Raw genomic sequence first — 23225 nt, forward strand, 5'->3', positions numbered from 1 at the left:
CCGGCGGCCGCAGGCCCCCGCCTCCTGACGAGGCGGGGGTCAGCGGCGCGCCTGCCTCCAGATCGCTTCCACCGGCGCTCGAGGCGGGCGTCATTGGATGGTTGTGCCCCTGATTCACCCGTCAGGGGCAGCCCACACGTCGCATGACGGCCGCGTCGTCGGACCGCTGAATCGCTTGTGCCGGCCGCGCAGAAAGGCTCGATGGTGTCGAACTCACAGCAGGACCGGATGGAAGCGGCTCTGCCCGCGATCCGCGCTCTCCAGAAGCGCGCCGCCGATCTGGAGGCGCAGCGCACCGAGCCGATCGCCGTGGTGTCGATGGCGTGCCGGCTGCCGGGCGGGATCGACACGCCGGAGGGCTTCTGGGAGCTGCTGGCGTCGGGCGGAGACGCCGTCGGAGGATTCCCCGAGCGCTGGAAGAGCCTGGATCTGTACGACCCGGATCCGGAGGCGGAGGGCAAGAGCTACTCCCAGCAGGGCGGGTTCCTCGACGACATCGAGCACTTCGACGCGTCGTTCTTCGGCATCAGTCCGCGCGAGGCCCTGTCGATGGACCCGCAGCAGCGACTGGTCCTGGAGTCGTCGTGGGAAGCGCTGGAGCGGGCCGGTATACGTCCCGACACGCTCGACGAGAGCCGCACCGGCGTCTATCTGGGCACCATGGGCTCCGACTACGGCCACCTGGGCCGTGACCTGGACGCCCTCGACGGCTATGTGAGCACCGGCAAGGCGAGCAGCGTTCTGTCGGGGCGGGTGTCGTACGCGCTGGGTCTGCAGGGCCCGGCCATCACCGTCGACACCGCGTGCTCGTCGTCGCTCGTCTCGATCCACCTGGCGGTCCAGGCCCTGCGCCAGCGGGAGTGCGAACTCGCCCTGGCCGGCGGCGTCACCCTCATGAGCGCCCCCACCCTGTTCGTGGAGTTCTCGCGGTTGAAGGCGATGGCGCCGGACGGACGGTGCAAGTCGTTCTCCGCCCACTCCGACGGCGCGGGCTGGTCCGAGGGTGTGGGTGTGCTGGTGCTGAAGCGGCTGTCGGCCGCACAGCGCGACGGTGACCGGGTGCTTGCGGTGATCCGCGGCTCCGCGGTCAACCAGGACGGCCGCAGCCAGGGACTCACCGCGCCCAACGGGCCCTCGCAGCGGCGTGTGATCCAGGACGCGCTGGCCGCGGCACGTCTGACCGCGGACGACATCGACGCGATCGAGGCGCACGGCACCGGTACGTCTCTGGGTGACCCGATCGAGGCGGGCGCGCTGGCCGAGGTGTTCGGCCCCGGGCGCGACGCGCAGCGACCGGTCTTCCTGGGCTCGTCCAAGTCCAACATCGGCCACGCGCAGGCAGCAGCAGGTGTCATCGGCGTCATCAAGACCATCCTCGCCCTGCAGAACGACCAGCTGCCCAAGACCCTTCACGCCGAAGAGCCTTCGCCGCTCATCGAGTGGGAGGAGAGCGGCCTCCAGCTCCTTCAGGAAGCCCGGCCCTGGGTGCGGGAGGAGGGTCGTCCGCGTCGGGCGGGTGTGTCGTCGTTCGGTCTGAGCGGCACCAACGCGCACGTTGTGCTGGAGGAGCCGCCGGTGCGGGATGGGGGCGAGGCTGCGGAGGCGGTGGCTGAGGGCCCGTATCCGGTGGTGGTGTCGGGTCGGGATGTGGGGGCGTTGCGGGAGCAGGCCGGTCGTTGGGCGTCCTGGTTGGAGGGGCATGCGGGTGTGTCGTTGGCGGGTGTGGCGGTGACGGCGGCTCGTCATCGGACGCATTTCGAGCAGCGGGCGTGTGTGGCTGCCGGGTCGGTGGCTGGGTTGGTGGATGGGTTGCGGGCGGTGGCTGAGGGTGTGCCGCGTGCGGGTGTGGTGGAGGGGGTTGCGGGGCGTCGGGGCCGGGTGGTGTTTGTGTATCCGGGTCAGGGTTCGCAGTGGGTGGGGATGGGTCGTGAGTTGTTGGCGGGGGGTGGTGTGTTTGCGTCGGTGGTGGATGAGTGTGATGCGGCGTTGAGGCCGTTCACGGGCTGGTCGGTGCGGGATGTGCTGGCTGGGGTGGAGGGTGGTCATCCGCCGTTCGACCGGGTTGATGTGGTGCAGCCTGCGTTGTTTGCGATGGGTGTGGCGTTGTCTGCGGTGTGGCGTTCTTTGGGGGTGGAGCCTGCTGCGGTGGTGGGTCATTCGCAGGGTGAGGTGGTTGCGGCGGTGGTGAGTGGTGCGCTGTCGCTGGAGCAGGGTGCGCGGGTGGTGGCGTTGCGTTCTCGTGCGGTGTTGTCCTGTGCGGGACAGGGCGGGATGGCGTTGGTGGGGCGTCCGTTGTTGGAGGTGGAGGGGTTTCTGGCTCCGTATGGGGATGCGTTGTCGGTGGCTGCGGTGAATACGGCGGGGTCGACGGTGGTGTCGGGTCGGGCGGTGGAGCTGGCGGCTCTGGTGGGGGAGTTGCAGGGGTCGGGTGTGTTTGCGCGTCTGATCAATGTGGATTATGCGTCTCACAATGCGCAGATGGATCCGCTGTTGCCGGGGCTGGCGGAGGGCTTTGCGGGGCTGGTGCCGGGGGAGACGGATATTGCGTTCTATTCGACGGTGAGTGGGCGGGTTGCCGGGGGCCGGGAGCTGGACGGGGGGTACTGGTGCCGGAATCTGCGGGAGCCGGTGCGGTTCGACCGTGCGCTGGAGGGTCTGCTGGATGACGGGCACACGGTGTTCGTCGAGATTTCCGCGCATCCGGTGCTGTCGATGCCGCTGACCGATGCCGGTGCGGACCGTGGTGGTGTTGTCGTGGGTTCCCTCGCCCGTGACCGGGGAGGCATGGAACAGCTGCTGCACAATGCGGGGCTGCTCCACACGCACGGACACGAACTCGACTGGGACCGGATCCTTCCCGCCACTGCCGGCACCGGGCTCGTCCCGCTGCCCACCTACGCCTTCCAGCGCGAACACCACTGGATGGAGACCAGGAAAACCTCCAACGACGCCGGCTCACTCGGCCTGCACGGGTTCCAGCACCCCTGGCTGGGTGCGATGACAGCGACGGCGGACGACGAAGGTCTCCTCTTCACCGGACGTATCTCGCTCGCCGAACAGCCGTGGCTCAAGGACCACGCCGTCCACGACACCGTTCTCGTCCCCGGCACCGGGCTCCTCGACGTCACCCTCGCCGCCGCCGACCATGTCGGCGCAGCCGGCGTCACCGAACTCACCCTGCTCGAACCCCTCGTCCTGGCCGAGGACGCCACCGTCCGCCTTCAGGTCGCCGTCGGCGCGCCCGACGGTACCGGCAGCCGGACGGTCACTCTCTACAGCCAGCCGCAGGACGCTCCCTTCGGCACGGCCTGGCGCCGGCACGCCACTGGTGTGCTGACCGAGCAGAGCACGCCGGCCGGCCCCGAGACCTTCGCCGACCTCGCGCAGTGGCCCGTCGCCGGAGCTGAGCAGCTGCCGCTCGACAGCTTCTACGACACCTTCCGTGCGCGCGGTCTGCAGTACGGGCCCGCCTTCCAGGGCCTGACCGAACTGTGGCGCAAGGGCGACACCGCCTACGGACTCGTACGCCTTCCCGAAGGCCTCACGGCCGACGACTTCGGCATCCACCCCGCACTTCTCGACGCCGCCCTCCACACCCTCGTGGCAGTACAGGACGAAGCCGGCACCGACGGCCGGATCCTGCTGCCCTTCGAGTGGACCGGCGTCGAACTCCACGCCGCCGCGAGCACCGAACTGCGCGTGCAGATCACGCCCGACGACGGGTCCGGTATCCGGATCACTGTGGCCGACCCTGCCGGACAGCCGGTGGCCCGTGCGGCACTGCAGCTGCGCGAGGCGAGCGTGGAACAGATCCGCGCGAACAGCCTGACCGATCACCTGTACCACGTGGACTTCCGGCCGGCAGCGCAGCTCGAACCCGTACCCCCGCAGGGCAGCACCTGGGTTCTCGGCGGGAACGGCATCCTGGCCCAGCTGCTGGAAGCAGCACATGTGGCGGACGCGGAAGCGCTCGCCACCCACCTTGCGGACGGGGACGAGGCCCCCGCCCGGCTGGTGGTGGACGCCACGACGCACCGGACAACGACAGACACCACTGACGACGCCGACGACGCGGACGCCGCGCGGGAGGCGGCCGCCGCGGCGCTGGAGACGGTGCAGCGGCTGCTCGCCGAACCGCGCCTGGCGCAGGCCGAGCTCGTCTGGGTGACCCGTGAGGCCGTCGACGCCGGCGACGGCGACGTGCCCGATGTGGTGGGCGCCCCGGTGTGGGGTCTGCTGCGTACGGCACGCTCGGAAAACGCCGATCGGGGCGTGCGGCTGATCGACCTGGCCCGCAAGGACGGCCCGGCAGGGCCTGACAACGGGGAACTGATCGGCCGTGCCCTGGACGCGGCCGACGAGCCCGAACTCGCCATCCGTGCCGGGGAGATCCGCGCCCCGCGGCTCGTCCCCGCGGATGCCAAGACCTCCGCGGGCACCACCGGCACTATCGAGCCGGGCACCCCGCTCGACCCGCGGGGCACGGTCCTGATCACCGGCGGCACCGGCGAGCTGGGCCGCGCCGTCGCCCGGCATCTGGTTCGCACTCACGGCGTCCAGCATCTCGTTCTCACCTCCCGGCGCGGGCCGCAGGCACCGGGGGCCGCGGACCTGGCCGCCGAGCTGGAGGCGGCCGGGGCCGCGAGCGTACGCATCGTGGCCTGCGACGTCGCCGAACGCGATCAGGTCTCGGCCCTGCTCACCGACGTGGACGCGCAGCGCCCGTGGACGGGAATCTTCCACCTGGCCGCGGTCCTGGACGACGGGATCGTCCAGGCGCAGGATGCGCAGCGGCTCGCCCACGTATGGGCGCCGAAGGCCGCGGGCGCGTTGCATCTGCACGACCTGTCCGGCGAACTCGGCCTGGATCTCGCCGCTTTCGTGCTCTTCTCATCGGCCGCCGGTGTCGTGGGCGGCGCGGGCCAGAGCACCTATGCGGCGGCGAACACCTTCATCGACGCTCTCGCCGTCCGCCGGCGCTCCCAGGGCCTGCCGGGCACCAGCCTGTCGTGGGGTCTGTGGGAGCAGGCCGGAATCGGCCTCACCGCGTACCTCGGCGAGGCGGAACTGGCACGTCTGCGCCGTCAGGGCGTGGGCGCCCTGACCCCGGCACAGGGCCTGGCGGCCCTCGACGCCGCCCTCGGCCACGTCCGGCCCCACCTGGTCCCGATGAAGCTGGAGCCCACGGCGCTCCAGCGCGCCGCCGACAACGGCATGGACACTCCGCCGCTGCTGCGTTCGCTGCTCAGGACCCGGCGCCGTCGAGCGGGTAGCGCCGGCGCGGCGTCCTCCGGTCTGAAGGGCCGCCTGCTGGCACTGCCGCAGGCCGACAGGCTCGCCTCCGTCACCGGCCTGGTGCGCGGCGAAGCCGCCATGGTCCTGGGCATGTCCGGCCCCGAAGCGGTCGCAGCCGGCCAGGTGTTCAAGGAGGCCGGTCTCGACTCCCTCATGGCCGTCGAGCTGCGCCGCCGGCTGTCGGCGGAGACCGGCATCGCACTCCCCGCGACCCTGGCCTTCGACTACCCCACGCCCGCCGCCATCGCCGAACTGATCCTGAACCGTATGGCGCTGGGGGCCGAGACCGGTCCGAAACCGCAGCGCGCCGAGCGCACCACCGTGCCCGACGAGCCGATCGCTGTGGTGTCAATGGCGTGCCGGTTGCCGGGCGGGATCGACACGCCGGAGGGCTTCTGGGAGCTGCTGGCGTCGGGCGGCGATGCGATCGGTACCTTCCCCGAGCGCTGGAGGGGCCTGGACCTGTTCGATCCGGACCCGGAGGCGGAGGGCAAGAGCTACGGGCAGGAGGGCGGGTTCCTCGCCGATGCCCATGTGGAGCGTTTCGACGCGTCGTTCTTCGGCATCAGCCCGCGCGAAGCGGTGTCGATGGACCCGCAGCAGCGACTCGTCCTGGAAACGTCGTGGGAGGCGCTGGAGCGGGCGGGTGTGCGGTCCGAGGAACTCGTCGGCAGCCGGACCGGCGTCTATCTGGGCACGATGAACTCCGACTACGGCGACGTACGCGGGCATGAACTGACCTCGCTCGACGGCTACGTCGGCACCGGAAAGGCCAGCAGCATCCTGTCGGGCCGGGTTTCCTACGCCCTCGGCCTCCAGGGACCCTCCCTGACCGTCGACACGGCCTGCTCCTCCTCGCTCGTCTCCATCCATCTGGCCGCGCAGGCCCTGCGGAGCGGCGACTGCGAACTGGCCCTGGCCGGCGGCGTCACAGTCATGTCGACCCCGGCGACCTTCGTGGAGTTCTCCCGGCTCAAGGCGATGGCGCCGGACGGACGGTGCAAGTCGTTCTCCGCCCACTCCGACGGCGCGGGCTGGTCCGAGGGTGTGGGTGTGCTGGTGCTCAAGCGGCTGTCGGCCGCACAGCGCGACGGCGACCGAATCCTGGCCGTCGTCCGCGGCTCCGCGGTCAACCAGGACGGCCGCAGCCAGGGACTCACCGCCCCCAACGGGCCCTCGCAGCGGCGTGTGATCCAGGACGCGCTCGCCACCGCACGTCTGACCGCCGACGACATCGACGCGATCGAGGCGCACGGCACCGGTACGTCACTGGGTGACCCGATCGAGGCGGGCGCGCTGGCCGAGGTGTTCGGCCCCGGGCGCGACGCCGAGCGTCCGCTGTACCTGGGCTCGTCCAAGTCCAACATCGGCCACGCACAGGCAGCAGCCGGTGTGGCCGGCGTCATCAAGACCATCCTCGCCCTGCAGAACGACACCCTGCCCAAGACCCTGCACGCCGACGAGCCTTCGCCGCTCATCGAGTGGGAGGAGAGCGGCCTCCAGCTCCTTCAGGAAGCCCGGCCCTGGGCGCGGGAAGAGGGCCGTCCGCGCCGGGCGGGTGTGTCGTCCTTCGGCCTGAGCGGCACCAACGCACACGTCATCGTCGAGGAGCCGCCCGTACGGGAGGCGGCTGCCGGGGCCGCCACGCACACCCCACCCGCCGCGGCGCCCGTGGCACTGCCCGTGGTGGTGTCGGCACACGACGAGAAGGCACTGCGGGAGCAGGCCGGACGCTGGGCGTCCTGGCTGGCGGACCACGCGGACGTGCCCCTCGCGGACGTGGCCGTGACCGCGGCCCGCCACCGTACGCACTTCCAGCAGCGAGCGGCCGTCACTGCCGCCTCCACAGCTGACCTCGTCGACGGACTGCGGGCACTGGCCGACGCCACCCCCCACCCCGACCTCGTCCAGGGCACCGCACAGCCCCGGGCCAAGACCGTGTTCGTCTTTCCCGGCCAGGGCACCGACTGGGAAGGCATGGGCCGGCAACTGCTGGAGCAGAGCCCGGCGTTCCTGGAGGCCGCCACGGCATGCGACGCGGCGCTGATGCCGTTCACCGGCTGGTCGGCCCTCGCACGGCTGCGCGGCGAAGGCTCCGCCGAGCTGCCGTTCGAGCGGCTGGACGTGGTCCAGCCGGTGCTGTTCACGATGTACATCGGCCTGGCGGCCGCCTGGCGGTCGCTCGGTCTGGAGCCGGCAGCCGTGATGGGCCACAGCCAGGGCGAGGTCGCCGCGGCCGTGGTCGCGGGGGCACTGACCGTCGAGGAAGGCGCCCGCATCGTCGCGGTACGCAGCCAGGCGCTGCAGCGGGACGGAGGCGGCGGGGAAATGGCCGTGGTCGAACTGCCGGTCGCCGACGTGCAGGCCCGTATCGCCCCCTACGCAGAGGCACTGTCGATCGCCGGAGTCAACACCGAGCGGTGGACCGTGATCTCCGGCGACGCCGACGCCGTCAACGACGTCCTCATGGATCTCGACGACGACGATGTGGTCTGCGGCAAACTCAACGCGGCCTGCGCCTCCCACAGCGCACACATGGACCCGCTCCTGCCCGCCCTGCGCGAACAGTTCGCCGCGCTGCGCCCCCGGCAGACCAGCATCCCCTTCTGCTCGACGGTCACCGGCACCGTCGTCGACGGCCGCGAGCTGGACGGCGACTACTGGTGCCGCAACCTCCGCGAGCCGGTACGCCTCGACCTGGCCCAGGCCCGTCTCCTCGAGGACGGCCACGATGTGTTCGTCGAGGTCAGCCCGCATCCCGTCCTGGTGATGCCGCTCACGAACGTCAGCGCCGCCGCGGGCGGTGCGGTGGTGCCGACACTCCAGCGCGACCAGGGCGACGTGTCCCAACTGCTGCGGACCATGTCCCTGCTGCACGTCCAGGGGCACGACACCGACTGGTCGCGCGCCCTGCCCACCGAGCCCGGCACTCAGGCGCCCGTGAACCTGCCCACGTACGCCTTCCAGCGCGAACGCTTCTGGACCGAGTCGGCGGCGCCGGCGGGCGACGCCCACTCCATGGGCCTGCTTCCGGCGCACCACCCGTGGCTCGGCGCCGTCACGACGATGGCGAACGGAGAGGGCCAGGTGCTGACCGGCCGGCTCGCCCCGGCCGCCCACCCGTGGCTGCGCGACCACGCGGCCTTCGGCACGGTCCTCGTGCCCGGCACCGGCCTGCTGGAACTGGCGCTGGCCGCCGCCCGCGAAGCCGGTGCGGGTCAGGTCGGCGCGCTGACCCTGGCCGAGCCGCTGATCCTGGACGACGACACACCCCTCCAGGTGCAGGTCGTCCTCGACGCGCCCGGCCTCGACGGCGAGCGCACCGTGGCTGTCTACAGCAGGCGCGAGTCGGACCAGGAGACCTGGACATGCCATGCCACCGGCCGACTGCTCCAGGACGGCGACCCGACGGGCACCGCGGAGGAAGGCTTCGCCGAGCTGAGCGCCTGGCCCGTGGACGGAGCCGAGCCGGTGTCCCTGGACGGATTCTACGAGCGTCTGGACGCCCAGGGAGTGCAGTACGGCCCTGCGTTCCAGGGCCTGAGCGAACTGTGGCGCGACGGCGACACCGCCTATGGGCTCGTCCGCCTGCCGGAGGGCGTCCCCGGACAGGACTACGGAATCCACCCCGCCCTCCTCGACGCGGCCTTGCACTCCCTGCAGGCCGTCAGGGACAAGGACGCGACCGACCGCCGGGTCCTGCTGCCCTTCGAATGGGAGGGCGTGGAACTGTACGCCGTCGGAAGTTCGACCCTGCGCGTCCGTATCGACCTGGACACCGCACGCTCCACCGCACGGGTCCGGGTCGCCGACGCACAGGGCAGGCCGGTGGCCGCCGTGCGGGCGCTGCGGCTGCGCGAGGCCACACCGGAGCAGATCCGCGCCGGGCGCCCCGTCGACCACCTTTACGAAGTGCGGCACCAGCCCCTGCGCAAGCCGTCCGGGGCCGCGCCGCAGCCCACCACCTGGGTGCTCGGAGGCAGCGGCGAACTGGCGGGCGTCCTGCGCGCCGACAGCGTCACGGACACCGACGCGCTGATCGCCCGGCTCGACGAAGGCGGCCTGCCGCCGGAGCGCGTGGTGGTCGACGCGACGGAGACGGCCACCGACATCCCCTCCGCCATCCGGGCCGCGACGGGCGACGCCCTCACGCTGGTCCAGCGGCTGCTCGGCGAACCGCGCCTGGACGCCACCGAACTGGCCTGGGTCACCGCAGACGCCGCCCTGCCCGCAGCGGCGCACGACTTGGCGGGCGCGTCGCTGCGCGGACTGCTCCGGTCGGTGCGCTCGGAGAACCCGGAGCGGACGATACGGACCGTCGACATCACCATTGACGAGGCGGCGTCCCCGGACCTGCTCACACACGCCCTGTCGGCACAGGGCGAACCGGAGACGGTCGTACGCGGGGGCGAGATCCTCGCCCCCCGTCTGGCACGGGCCACCCCACCCCCGGCCGGAGATCCCGCCCCGCACCGCGAGTGGAATCCGGACGCGACACTCCTGATCACCGGGGGCACCGGCGAGCTGGGCCGCGAGATCGCCGGGCACTTCGTACGCGAACACGGCGTACGGCACCTGGTGCTGACATCCCGCCAGGGACCCGAAGCACCCGGCGCCGCCGACCTGGCACACGAGCTTCAGCAGGCGGGCGCCACCGACGTACGGGTGGTGGCCTGTGACGTCGCCGACCTTGAACAGCTCGCCGCGGTACTCGACCAGGCAGACGCCGACCACCCGTGGGGCGGCGTCGTGCACCTGGCGGCGGTCCTCGACGACGGGCTCGCCGTGGGACAGGACACCGAACGCCTGTGGCACGTAATGGCGCCGAAGGCTGCGGGCGCGGCACATCTGCACGAACTCACCCGCGACCTGGACCTGTCGCTGTTCGTGCTCTTCTCCTCGGTGGCCGGCGTCATGGGCGGAGCGGGACAGAGCACCTACGCGGCGGCGAACACGTTCCTCGACGCGCTGGCCGCCCGGCGGCGCGCCGAAGGACTGACCGGCACCAGCCTCTCATGGGGTCTGTGGCAGCAGGCGGGCGCTGGACCGACGGCCGGCCTCGGCCGGGCCGACCTCTCCAGAATGCGCCGCCAGGGCATCGCCGCCCTGACCCCGCCGCAGGCACTGCGGCTGCTGGACACCGCTCTGACGTGGTCCGGCGCCCACTACGTGCCCGTCAAGCTGGACATCGGCGCGCTCCAACGCGGCGTCGAGAAGGGCGAGGAGACCCCCGCGCTGCTGCGCGGACTGCTCCGCGGCCGGATGCGCAGAGCGCAGGATGCCGCGGCGGCACCGGCACAGCTGAGGGACCGGCTGGCGGCACTGTCGGCCAAGGAACAGAAGCGGCTGCTGCTCCGGACAGTCCGGAGCGAGGCCTCCGTCGTCCTCGGCCTGGGCGACGCGGACGGCATGGGCGCGGAACAGGTGCTCAAGGAGGCGGGCCTCGACTCCCTCATGGCCGTCGAGCTGCGCCGCCGCCTGTCGGCGGAGACCGGCATCGCACTCCCGGCGACGCTGGCCTTCGACCATCCGACGCCCACCGCCATCGCCGCGTTCCTGCTGGAGCAGATCGCCCCGGCGACCGCGACGTCAGCCGTGGCCGGCGGCTCCGGCCGCACTGTGGCGGCCGCCCTCACGAAGACACAGATCGACGGCCTGGTGGAACTACTGCGTTCCGCAACGCCGAAGCAACTCGAAGAACAGGGCCTGGCAGGAGGACTGCTGGCTCTCAAGGACGGACTGGCGAAGGTCGTCGACCTTGGTCCGCCCGACCCCGAGAGCCAACTCGATGCCGACGGCAGCACCGAAGACCTTCTGCGGTTCCTTGACGACAAGTTTGGAGTCAGTTCATGAGCGGGTCCGACGTCAAGAAGCTCGAGTCCCACCTCAGGCGTGCCACCACCGCACTGCTCAACTCCGAGAAGGCACTCGGCGCGGAAAGGGCCTCGCGCACCGAGCCGATCGCAGTGGTGTCGATGGCGTGCCGGCTGCCGGGCGGGATCGACACGCCGGAGGGCTTCTGGGAGCTGCTGGCGTCGGGCGGCGATGCGATCGGTACCTTCCCCGAGCGCTGGAGGGGCCTGGACCTGTTCGACCCGGACCCGGAGGCGGAGGGCAAGAGCTACGGGCAGGAGGGCGGGTTCCTCGCCGATGCCCATGTGGAGCGTTTCGACGCGTCGTTCTTCGGTATCAGTCCGCGCGAGGCGGTGTCGATGGACCCGCAGCAGCGGCTGGTTCTCGAGGCGTCGTGGGAGGCGCTGGAGCGGGCGGGTGTGCGGTCCGAGGAGCTCGTCGGCAGCCGGACCGGCGTCTATCTGGGCACGATGAACTCCGACTACGGCGACGTACGCGGCAATGATCTGACGTCGTTGGACGGCTACGTCGGCACCGGAAAGGCCAGCAGCATCCTGTCGGGGCGGGTGTCGTACGCGCTGGGTCTGCAAGGCCCGTGCATGACGGTCGACACCGCGTGCTCGTCGTCGCTCGTCTCGATCCACCTGGCCGCGCAGGCGCTGCGGAGCGGTGAGTGTGAGGTTGCGCTGGCCGGTGGCGTCACGGTGATGTCCACACCCGCTCTGTTCGTGGAGTTCTCGCGGTTGAAGGCGATGGCGCCGGACGGACGGTGCAAGTCGTTCTCCGCCCACTCCGACGGCGCGGGCTGGTCCGAGGGTGTGGGTGTGCTGGTGCTCAAGCGGCTGTCGGCCGCGCAGCGCGACGGCGACCGAATCCTGGCCGTCGTCCGCGGCTCGGCGGTCAACCAGGACGGCCGGAGCCAGGGACTCACCGCGCCCAACGGGCCCTCGCAGCGGCGTGTGATCCAGGACGCGCTGGCGGCGGCACGTCTGACCGCGGACGACATCGACGCGATAGAGGCGCACGGCACCGGTACGTCACTGGGCGACCCGATCGAGGCGGGCGCGCTGGCCGAGGTGTTCGGCCCCGGGCGCGACGCGCAGCGGCCGGTCTTCCTGGGCTCGTCCAAGTCCAACATCGGCCACGCGCAGGCAGCAGCCGGTGTCGTCGGCGTCATCAAGACCATCCTCGCCCTACAGAACGACACCCTGCCCAAGACCCTGCACGCCGAAGAGCCTTCGCCGCTCATCGAGTGGGAGGAGAGCGGCCTCCAGCTCCTTCAGGAAGCCCGGCCCTGGACGCGGGAGGAGGGTCGTCCGCGTCGGGCGGGTGTGTCGTCGTTCGGTCTGAGCGGCACCAACGCGCACGTCATTGTGGAAGAGGCGCCGGTGCGGGATGGGGGCGAGGCTGCGGAGGCGGTGGCTGAGGGCCCGTATCCGGTGGTGGTGTCGGGTCGGGATGTGGGGGCGTTGCGGGAGCAGGCCGGCCGTTGGGCGTCCTGGCTGGACAACCATGCGGGTGTGCCGTTGGCGGGTGTGGCGGTGACGGCGGCCCTTCACCGGACGCATTTCGAGCAGCGGGCGAGTGTCACTGCCGACTCGGTGGCTGAGTTGGTGGATGGGCTGCGGGCGGTGGCTGAGGGTGTGCCGCATGCGGGTGTGGTCGAAGGTGCGGCACTGGCCGGGGGTGAGCTGGCGGTGTTGTTCACCGGGCAGGGCAGTCAGCGGATCGGTATGGGGCGTGAGCTGTATCAGTCGTTCCCGGTGTTCCGGCAGGTCTTCGACGAGGTGTGTGGTGCTCTGGAGCCGCATCTGCGGATGCCGTTGACCGGGGTGGTCTTCGCGGATGCGGACAGTGATGCTGCTGCGTTGGTTCATCAGACGGAGTTTGCGCAGCCTGCGTTGTTTGCGTTCGAGGTGGCGTTGTTCCGGTTGTGGCAGTCGTTCGGTGTGGAGCCGGAGGCGGTTGCGGGGCATTCGGTGGGTGAGCTGGTTGCTGCGCATGTGGCGGGTGTGCTGAGTCTGGCGGATGCTGCGCGGTTGGTGGCTGCGCGGGGGCGGCTGATGCAGGGTTGTGAGCCGGGCGGGGTGATGGTGTCGTTGGAGGCCTCGGAGGCTGAGGTCGTGGCGGTGCTGGAGGGGGCCGGGGGCCGGGTGTCCATCGGTGGGCTGAACGGGCCGGCGCAGACGGTGGTCAGTGGTGATGAGGCGGCGGTCGCGGTGCTGGTGGAGCATTTCACCGGTCTGGGGCGCAGGACCCGTCGTCTGGAGGTGTCGCACGCCTTCCACAGTGCGCATATGGATTCGATGCTGGCCGATTATGCGGCTGTGGCGGCCAGTTGCTCGTTTGCGGCGCCGCGGACGTCGCTGGTGTCGAGTGTTGACGGTTCTGTCATGGGGTCGGGTCTGGCTGCGGGTGAGGGGGTGCGTGATCCGCGGTACTGGGTGCGTCAGGTTCGGGAGGCGGTCCGGTTCCTGGATGTGGTGCGGACTTTGGAGAGTTCTGGGATCGGCCGTTTTCTGGAGTGCGGTCCGGCTCCGGTGCTGTCGGCGATGGCGGCGGGCTGTGTCACCGGGGAGGGTGCGGTTTTTGTCGCTTCTCAGTCGCAGCGTGGGGGTGATCAGGCTGATGAGAGCCGGGACATGTTCCGGGCGGTGGGCATTCTGCACACCCATGGGCAGAGTCTGGACTTCACGCGGATCGTGCCGCCCGGCAGCACCACCGCACCGGTCGGCCTGCCCACCTACGCCTTCCAGCGCGAGCATTACTGGAGTGGGCCGGTCTCGGTATCGACCGATGTGACCTCGGCCGGTCTCGAGTCGCCGGAGCATCCGTGGCTGGGCGCGGCGACGATGCTCGCGGGTGACGAGGGTCATCTGTTCACCGGCCGGCTCTCTGCCGCCGACCAGCCCTGGCTGACCGACCATGCCGTCTTCGGCACCGTTCTGGTCCCCGGCACCGGGCTGCTCGAGCTCGCCCTTGCCGCCGCACAGCGCACCGGAGCCGCGGGAATCGGCGAACTGACCATCCTGGAACCCCTCGTACTGCGCGACGCCGTCCGTCTCCAGGTCAAGGTCGCCGCCCCTGACGGCGGCACCAACCGCACCATCGACATCCACAGCCGCGCCGAAGACGCCCCCGACGGCGACTGGCGACACCACGCCACCGGCGAGCTGTTGTTGGAACACACCGCCGGGACCGATCCCGACCAGGCCGCCGAATTCGCCGAACTCGCCCAGTGGCCGGTCCCCGGCACCGAGCGCGTGCCGCTCGACGGCTTCTACGACAGTCTCGCCACTCTGGGCCTGGAGTACGGCCCCGCCTTCCAGGGCCTGACCGAGCTGTGGCGCAAGGACGGCACGGCCTACGGGCTCGTCCGGCTCCCGGACGGGCTGACGGGACAGGCGTACGGAATCCATCCGGCGCTCCTCGACGCCTCCCTGCACGGGCTCGCAGAACTCGCGGGGCCGGGGGAGGAGGGGGCCGAGCCGGGTGTTCTGCTGCCGTTCGAATGGAGCGGGGTGCAATGCTGGGCGGTGGGAGGCACCACTCTCAGGGTGCGCCTCCAGCTCGACGGCGCGGGGGGTACCGCCCGTCTCTGGGCCGCCGACACCGAGGGCAGGCCCGTCGCGCGGGCGCGGCGCCTCGAACTACGTGAGGCGACCCTCGGGCAGATTCGGTCCGGCGAACCGCTGGAGCATGTGTACGCCGTGGAGTTCCGGCCGCTGCGGGCGCTCGCCGCGGAGCCCATGTCCGGCCCGGTGTGGGTGCTCGGCGCGGCCGGTGGCTCGGCTGCCGCACTGCCGGCTGCCCTTGATGCGGAGCCCTTCGTCGACCTGGAAGCCCTGTTCGCGCACCTCGACGGCGGAAACGACGCCCCGCGCCGGCTGGTCGTGGACGCGACGGGCGGGCAGTCGGCAGACGGCTCGGCCGACGATGTACAGGCCGTCCGACAGGCCGTACTTGACGCGCTGAGCACCGCACAGCGGCTGCTTGCCGAGCCTAGGCTCGAAGCCGCCGAGCTTGTCTGGATCACCCGTGGCAGCGTGGCCGCCACCGACGACGACCGACTCGACGGCGCGGCGCACGCCGCCGTATGGGGACTGGTGCGTGCCATACGCGCCGAGCACCCGGACCGGGCCGTCCGCCTCGTGGACCTGGACACCGGCCTGGACACCGACCTGGACACCGACCTGGACACCGACCGGGACGTGATCGAGCAGGCGCTGTCGGCCTCCGGCGAGAACGAGATCGCCGTCCGTGACGGGAAGATTCTCGTAGCACGACTGGCACCGGTCACGGCCGGAGTCGTGGAAGCCGCCGGTGCCGCGGAACAGGCCGGCTCCGCGAGGGCGCTGGACCCGCACGGCTCCGTCCTCATCACCGGCGGCACCGGCGAGTTGGGACAACTGCTGGCCCACCACCTCGTCGGCGAGCACGGTGTGCGCCACCTGGTGCTCACCTCCCGTCGCGGACCGGACGCCCCCGGAGCGGACGACCTGGTACGAGAACTCCGCGCGGCCGGGGCCGGGACCGTACAGGTCCTCTCCTGCGACCTGGCCGAGCGGGACCAGGTGGCGGCCGTGCTGTCGACCCCCGCGCCCGAGCACCCGTGGACGGGTGTGTTCCATCTGGCCGGTGTCGTCGACGACGGCATGCTTGCGGACCAGGATGCGGAACGGTTCGACCGGGTACTGGCACCCAAGGTCGCGGGCGCCGTGCATCTGCGGGAGCTCACCGAGGAGACCGGCCTCAGCGCCTTCGTACTCTTCTCCTCCCTTTCCGGTGTCCTCGGCGGCCCCGGGCAGAGCAGCTACGCCTCGGCCAACGCCTATCTGGACGCCATGGCGGCCCGGATGCGCCGTGCAGGCCGCGCGGCCACCAGCCTTTCCTGGGGCATGTGGGAGCAGAGCGGTGCGGGCATGGCCTCGGACCTCGGTCAGGCCGACCTCGCGCGTATGCGCCGCCAGGGCGTCGGCGCCCTGTCCGCACGGCAGGGACTGCGGGCGCTGGACGCCGCACTGGCCGGGACAAGCGCCCACCTCGTTCCGGTCCGCCTCGAACTGGCCGCACTCCAGCGCGCGGCGGACAAGGGCGCCGACGTTGCCGGGCTGCTGCGCGCTCTCGTACGCGTCCGGCCCCGCCGGGCCGACAGCGGAGCAGCCGGGTCCTCGGACCTCCGCGGCCGGCTGGCCGCACTCCCGCAGGAGCAGCGGCTGCGGACCCTGGTCCAGCTCGTACGGAGCGAGACCGCGGCGGTCGTGGGTGGTTCGGGCCCGGACGGAATCGGCGAGCAGCAGGTCTTCCAGGAGCTCGGCATGGACTCCATGACCTCGGTCGAGCTGCGCCGCCGCCTGTCCGCGGCGACCGGGCTGCCGCTGCCGTCCACTCTCGCCTTCGACTACCCCACGCCGACCGCCGTGGCGCAGCTGCTCCTTGAACGGCTGTCCCGCACCGCGCAGAAGCGGACCCCCACCCGTTCCGCCGACACCGGACATGTCACCGGCGAACCGCTCGCCGTGGTGTCGATGGCGTGCCGGCTGCCGGGCGGCATCGACACGCCGGAGGGCTTCTGGGATCTGCTGGCGTCGGGCGGCGATGCGATCGGGAGCTTCCCGGAGCGCTGGGACTCACTCGACGTGTACGACCCCGACCCTGAGGCCGTCGGCAAAAGCTACATCCGTTCCGGCGGATTCCTGGAGGACATCGAGCGTTTCGACGCGTCGTTCTTCGGTATCAGTCCGCGCGAGGCGGTGTCGATGGACCCGCAGCAGCGGCTGGTTCTCGAGGCGTCGTGGGAGGCGCTGGAGCGGGCGGGTGTGCGGTCCGAGGAACTGGTCGGCAGCCGGACCGGTGTGTATCTGGGCACGATGGGCTCCGACTACGGAAGCCAGGGCAACCTGGACACCCTCGACGGCTACTTCGGCACCGGAAACGCCAGCAGTGTCCTGTCGGGGCGGGTGTCGTACGCGCTGGGTCTGCAAGGCCCGTGCATGACGGTCGACACGGCCTGCTCCTCCTCTCTTGTTTCCCTTCACCTGGCCGCGCAGGCGCTGCGGAGCGGCGAGTGCGAACTGGCTCTGGCGGGCGGCGTGACGGTGATGTCCACGCCGACCCCGTTCGTGGAGTTCTCCCGGCTCAAGGGCCTGGCCGCCGACGGCCGGTGCAAGTCGTTCTCCGCGCTCTCCGACGGCACGGGCTGGTCCGAGGGGGTGGGTGTGCTGGTGCTCAAGCGGCTGTCTGCCGCGCAGCGCGACGGTGATCGGGTGCTTGCGGTGATCCGCGGCTCGGCGGTCAACCAGGACGGCCGGAGCCAGGGCCTGACCGCCCCCAACGGCCCCTCGCAGCAGCGGGTCGTGCGGGAGGCGCTGGAGGCGGCACGTCTGACCGCGGACGACATCGACGCGATCGAGGCGCACGGCACCGGTACGTCACTGGGCGACCCGATCGAGGCGGGCGCGCTGGCCGAGGTGTTCGGCCCCGGGCGCGACGCGCAGCGACCGGTCTTCCTGGGTTCGTCGAAGTCGAACATCGGCCACGCGCAGGCGGCAGCCGGTGTGGCCGGCGTGATCAAGATGGTGCTGGCGCTGCAGAACGAGAAGCTGCCCAAGACTCTCCACGCCGATGAGCCTTCGCCGCTCATCGAGTGGGAGGACAGCGGCCTCCAGCTCCTGCAGGAAGCCCGGCCCTGGGCGCGGGAGGAGGGTCGTCCGCGTCGGGCGGGCGTTTCGTCGTTCGGTCTGAGCGGCACCAACGCGCACGTCGTACTGGAGGAAGCTCCGGCCGCCGAGAGTGCCGCCGCCGTTGCGGACGCCGAACCCACTTCCGGCGTGCCGGTGGTGGTGTCGGGTCAGAGCGAGGGGGCGTTGCGGGAGCAGGCCGGCCGCTGGGCGTTGTGGCTGGAGAAGTATGCGGGTGTGCCGTTGGCGGGTGTGGCGGTGACGGCGGCCCTTCACCGGACGCATTTCGAGCAGCGGGCGAGTGTCACTGCCGACTCGGTGGCTGAGTTGGTGGATGGGCTGCGGGCGGTGGCTGAGGGTGTGCCGCATGCGGGTGTGGTCGAAGGCGCTGCGTCGGCTGGGGGTGAGCTGGCGGTGTTGTTCACCGGGCAGGGCAGTCAGCGGATCGGTATGGGGCGTGAGCTGTATCAGTCGTTCCCGGTGTTCCGGCAGGTCTTCGACGAGGTGTGTGGTGCTCTGGAGCCGCATCTGCGGATGCCGTTGACCGGGGTGGTCTTCGCGGATGCGGACAGTGATGCTGCTGCGTTGGTTCATCAGACGGAGTTTGCGCAGCCTGCGTTGTTTGCGTTCGAGGTGGCGTTGTTCCGGTTGTGGCAGTCGTTCGGTGTGGAGCCGGAGGCGGTTGCGGGGCATTCGGTGGGTGAGCTGGTTGCTGCGCATGTGGCGGGTGTGCTGAGTCTGGCGGATGCTGCGCGGTTGGTGGCTGCGCGGGGCCGGCTGATGCAGGGTTGTGAGCCGGGCGGGGTGATGGTGTCGTTGGAGGCCTCGGAGGCTGAGGTCGTGGCGGTGCTGGCGGGGGCCGGGGGCCGGGTGTCCATCGGTGGGCTGAACGGGCCGGCGCAGACGGTGGTCAGTGGTGATGAGGCGGCGGTCGCGGTGCTGGTGGAGCATTTCACCGGTCTGGGGCGCAGGACCCGTCGTCTGGAGGTGTCGCACGCCTTCCACAGTGCGCATATGGATTCGATGCTCACCGATTATGCGGCTGTGGCGGCCAGTTGCTCGTTTGCGGCGCCGCGGATGTCGCTGGTGTCGAGTGTTGACGGTTCTGTCATGGGGTCGGGTCTTGCTGCGGGTGAGGGGGTGCGTGATCCGCGGTACTGGGTGCGTCAGGTTCGGGAGGCGGTCCGGTTCCTGGATGTGGTGCGGACGTTGGAGAGTTCTGGGATCGGCCGTTTTCTGGAGTGCGGTCCGGCCCCGGTGCTGTCGGCGATGGCGGCGGGCTGTGTCACCGGGGAGGGTGCGGTTTTTGTCGCTTCGCAGTCGCAGCGTGGGGGTGATCAGGCTGATGAGAGCCGGGACATGTTCCGGGCGGTGGGCATTCTGCACACCCATGGGCAGAGTCTGGACTTCACGCGGATCGTGCCGCCCGGCAGCACCGGCGCACCGGTCGGCCTGCCCACCTACGCCTTCCAGCGCGAGCATTACTGGAGTGAGCCGGTCTCGGTATCGACCGATGTGACCTCGGCCGGTCTCGAGTCGCCGGAGCATCCGTGGCTGGGCGCGGCGACGATGCTCGCGGGTGACGAGGGTCATCTGTTCACCGGCCGGCTCTCTGCCGCCGACCAGCCCTGGCTGACCGACCATGCCGTCTTCGGCACCGTTCTGGTCCCCGGCACCGGGCTGCTCGAGCTCGCCCTCGCCGCCGCACAGCGCACCGGAGCCGCGGGAATCGGCGAACTGACCATCCTGGAACCCCTCGTACTGCGCGACGCCGTCCGTCTCCAGGTCAAGGTCGCCGCCCCTGACGGCGGCACCAACCGCACCATCGACATCCACAGCCGCCCGGACAACACACAGGACGCAGCGGCCTGGACCCTGCACGCCACCGGTGAACTGACGGACGAGCGCGGCGCGGCACCGTCTGCCGCCGCCCTCGCCGAACTCGCCCAGTGGCCGGTCCCCGGCACCGAGCGCGTGCCGCTCGACGGCTTCTACGACGGGCTGTTCGACCAGGGCCTGGAGTACGGCCCCGCGTTCCAGGGCCTGACCGAGCTGTGGCGCAAGGACGGCACGGCCTACGGACTCGTCCGGCTCCCGGACGGGCTCGAGCCGGGCGACTACGGCATCCATCCGGCCCTTCTGGACGCCTGCCTGCACACCCTCGCCGCCACCGGCGGGCAGGACGAGGATCAGGACCCCTCAAGTGTCCTGCTGCCGTTCGCCTGGTCCGGCGTCGAGCTGCACGCGTCGGGTGCCACCGAGATCCGGGTACGTGTCGAACTCACCGGTGAATCGTCGGCGACCGTACTGGCGGCCGACACCACCGGCACACCGGTCGCGGGCGTCACGGGTCTCGAAGTGCGGCGGGCCGACTCCGAGCAGCTACGGATCCCGGACGACACCGACAGTGGCACGGATCACCTCTATCAGGTGGAGTATCAGCCGCGGCAGCTGCCCGACGCGGGTCAGGACGAGCCGGCCCCCTCGGGAACCCCGCTGGTCCTCGGCCACGACGGTGTCGTATCGCGTCTCCTCGGCGTCCAGGCGGTCGCCGATCTGCACGCCGTCCTGGATCCGGGAGCGGGCGAGCCGGGTCTGATCATCGTCGATCTGACGGCGCCGATGACTTCCCCGCCGGGCGGGGAGGGCGTCGCGGACCTGGCGCGGAACTCCGCGGTCGGTGCGCTGGAATGGCTTCAGAGTTTCCTGGACGATCCGCGTTTCGAGCGTACGGAAGTGGTCTGGGTGACCCGGGAGGCCGTCGCTGCCGGGCCCGCCGACGCGGTGTCCGCTCTCGCCGAGGCGCCGCTGTGGGGTCTGGTGCGCGTAGCGCGCGCCGAGCACCCTGAGCGGAATCTGCGGCTGCTGGACATCGGTCCGGACGAGCCGGAGCGCGCCCTGCTGCTGCGGGCGCTGGCCGCGCACTCCGAGCCGGAGCTGGTGCTGCGCGCCGAGGAAGCGCTGGTCCCACGGCTGGTGCGGACGTCGGGTGCTTCTGCTTCCGGCACGCCGGTGCTGCCTGCGGACAACGACTCGTGGTACCTGGACATCGAGGAAAAGGGGCGGCTCGACACGTTCGTGTTCCGGTCCGCGCCCAGCGCCGAGCTGCCCGAGGGACATGTACGGGTGCGGATCCAGGCCGCGGGCATGAACTTCCGCGACGTACTCAACGCGCTGGACATGGTGCACGCGCCGAAGCTCGGACTCGAATGCTCCGGCACCGTCCTGGAGGCCGCGCCCGGCGTCACCGGGCTCCGGCCGGGCGACCGCGTGATGGGCCTTGCCGTGGGGACGTTCGGCACCGAAGTCACCGTCGATGCGCGCTGGATGGTGCGAATACCGGACTCGCTCACCTTCGCGCAGGCGGCGACCATGCCGCTGGCGTACCTCACCGCGTACTACGCCTTCACCGAGCTCGGTGATCTGCGCGCGGGGGAGAAGGTGCTGATCCACGCGGCCGCGGGCGGTGTCGGCATGGCGGCCGTGCAACTGGCACAGCACATAGGGGCCGAGGTGTACGGCACGGCCAGTGCCCGCAAGTGGCCCGCCCTGCGTGAACTGGGGCTCGCCGACGACCACATCGCCTCCTCGCGTGACACCGGGTTCGCCGGTGCCTGGCTGCCGGCCACCGGCGGCCGGGGCGTGGATCTCGTACTCAACGCGCTGACCGGCGAGTTCGTGGATGCGTCGCTGAGCCTGCTGCCCGGTGGCGGACGGTTCCTGGAGATGGGCAAGACCGATGTGCGCGACGCCGGCGAAGTCGCCGTCGCGTATCCCGGTGTCGCCTACCAGGCGTTCGACCTCATCGAGAGCGGTGAGGACCGCATCCAGGACATGCTGGTCGCGCTCGTCGGGCTGCTGGAGCAGGGGGCCATCGCCCCGCTGCCGTACAAGGCCTTCGACGTACGCGAGGCACCCACGGCCTTCCGGCTGATGGCCCAGGGGCGCAGCACCGGCAAGTTCGTCCTCAGCGTCCCGCGCGCGATGTCCCCCGACGGCAGTGCGCTGCTGACCGGCGGCACCGGTGAACTCGGCCGGATGGTCGCGCATCACCTGGTGCGCGAACACCGGGTGCGCCATCTCGTGCTGACCTCGCGCCGGGGCCCGGACGCGCCCGGCACGCCCGAGCTGGTGCGTGAGCTCGAAGAAGCGGGCGCCGCGAGTGTGCGGGTGGTGGCCTGCGACGTGTCGCGGCGCGCGGACATCGCCCGGGTGGTCGAGGAGACCCACGCGGACCACCCGCTGACCGCGGTCGTTCACCTGGCCGCCGTACTGGACGACGGTGTCGTACTGAACCAGAGCGCGGAGCGTTTCACCCGCGTGCTGGAGCCGAAGATCGCGGGCGCCGTCCATCTCCACGAGCTGACCGAGCATCTGGACCTCGCCGCGTTCGTGCTGTTCTCCTCCGCCGCAGGCACGCTGGGCGCGCCGGGACAGTGCAACTACGCGGCGGGCAACGTGTTCCTCGACGCGCTTGCCGCGCACCGGCGCAGCCGGGGGCTTCCGGCGCTGAGTCTGGCCTGGGGCCTGTGGCAGCAGGCGGGCACCGGGATGACCGCGGGGCTCGACGAGGCAGAGCTCGGCCGGCTGCGCCGGCAGGGTTCGCAGGCGCTCTCCGCCCAGGAGGGCATCGGTCTGCTCGGGGTCTCGCTGGGCCTGCCGCAGGCACATCTGGTGCCGATCAAGATCGACAAGGCCGGATTGCAGCGTGAGGCTGCGGGCGTGCCGCCGCTGCTGAGCGCCCTGGTACGGCCCAGGCCGCGGCGCGCGACGGCCGTGCAGCAGAGCGGAGCGTTCACCGAGCGTCTCGCCGCGCTGCCGGCGGCCGAGCAGGTCGCCTCGCTGCTGCGCTCCGTGCAGGACGAGGTGGCGGGCGTGCTGGGGCTGCGCGGCGACGCCGTGATCGAGGCGGACAGTCCGCTGCGCGAGCTGGGCTGGGACTCGCTGATGGCCGTCGAGCTGCGCAACCGTCTCTCCGCGCTCGCGCGGGTGACACTGCCGTCCACCCTGACCTTCGACTATCCGACCCCGCGGGCCATCGCCGAGCTGCTGCATGTGCGGCTGGCCCTGGGTACCCCCACGACGACGGACACACCACCGACCGATCCCCGGGAGCAGGCCGAGTGGGCTCTGGGCCGGATATCGCCCCAGCAGCTCCAGCACAGCGGGCTGCTGGCCCAGCTGCTCGAACTCGCCCGGCCGCAGGCCGAGAACGGCGCGACGGCCGGCACGGCCATCGACGTCATGCAGGCCGCCGGGGAACTGACGGACGACGAGATGGACCGGGCGCTGGACGCGGTCCTCGGCGACACGGTGTGACCACCGAAAGGCACGGCCGGGCCCGCGAGGCCCGGCGTGCGACCGAACCCCCCATAAATAGCGAACGCTAGGAGCTGA

Annotated in this window: 1 protein-coding gene and 1 pseudogene; both read left to right on the forward strand. The window is 71.3% G+C overall.

The features are described from left to right. Nucleotides 1-201 precede the first annotated feature (201 nt). Nucleotides 202-11148 carry a type I polyketide synthase gene (locus OG966_RS38115; RefSeq protein WP_326654683.1) on the forward strand — a complete coding sequence of 3649 codons (10947 nt, stop codon included), beginning with the start codon at nt 202-204 and terminating at the stop codon, nt 11146-11148. After that, nucleotides 11145-23147 (forward strand): annotated as a pseudogene (locus OG966_RS38120) (SDR family NAD(P)-dependent oxidoreductase); the annotation flags it as partial. The gene OG966_RS38115 and the pseudogene OG966_RS38120, both read left to right, overlap by 4 nt. Nucleotides 23148-23225 lie beyond the last annotated feature (78 nt).

The sequence above is a fragment of the Streptomyces sp. NBC_01750 genome (assembly GCF_035918095.1).
In the GTDB taxonomy this organism is placed as follows: domain Bacteria; phylum Actinomycetota; class Actinomycetes; order Streptomycetales; family Streptomycetaceae; genus Streptomyces.

Coding starts and splice junctions, on each gene's coding strand:
- OG966_RS38115 (WP_326654683.1), top strand. CDS start 202: ATGGTGTCGAACTCACAGCAGGACCGGATGGAAGCGGCTCTGCCCGCG.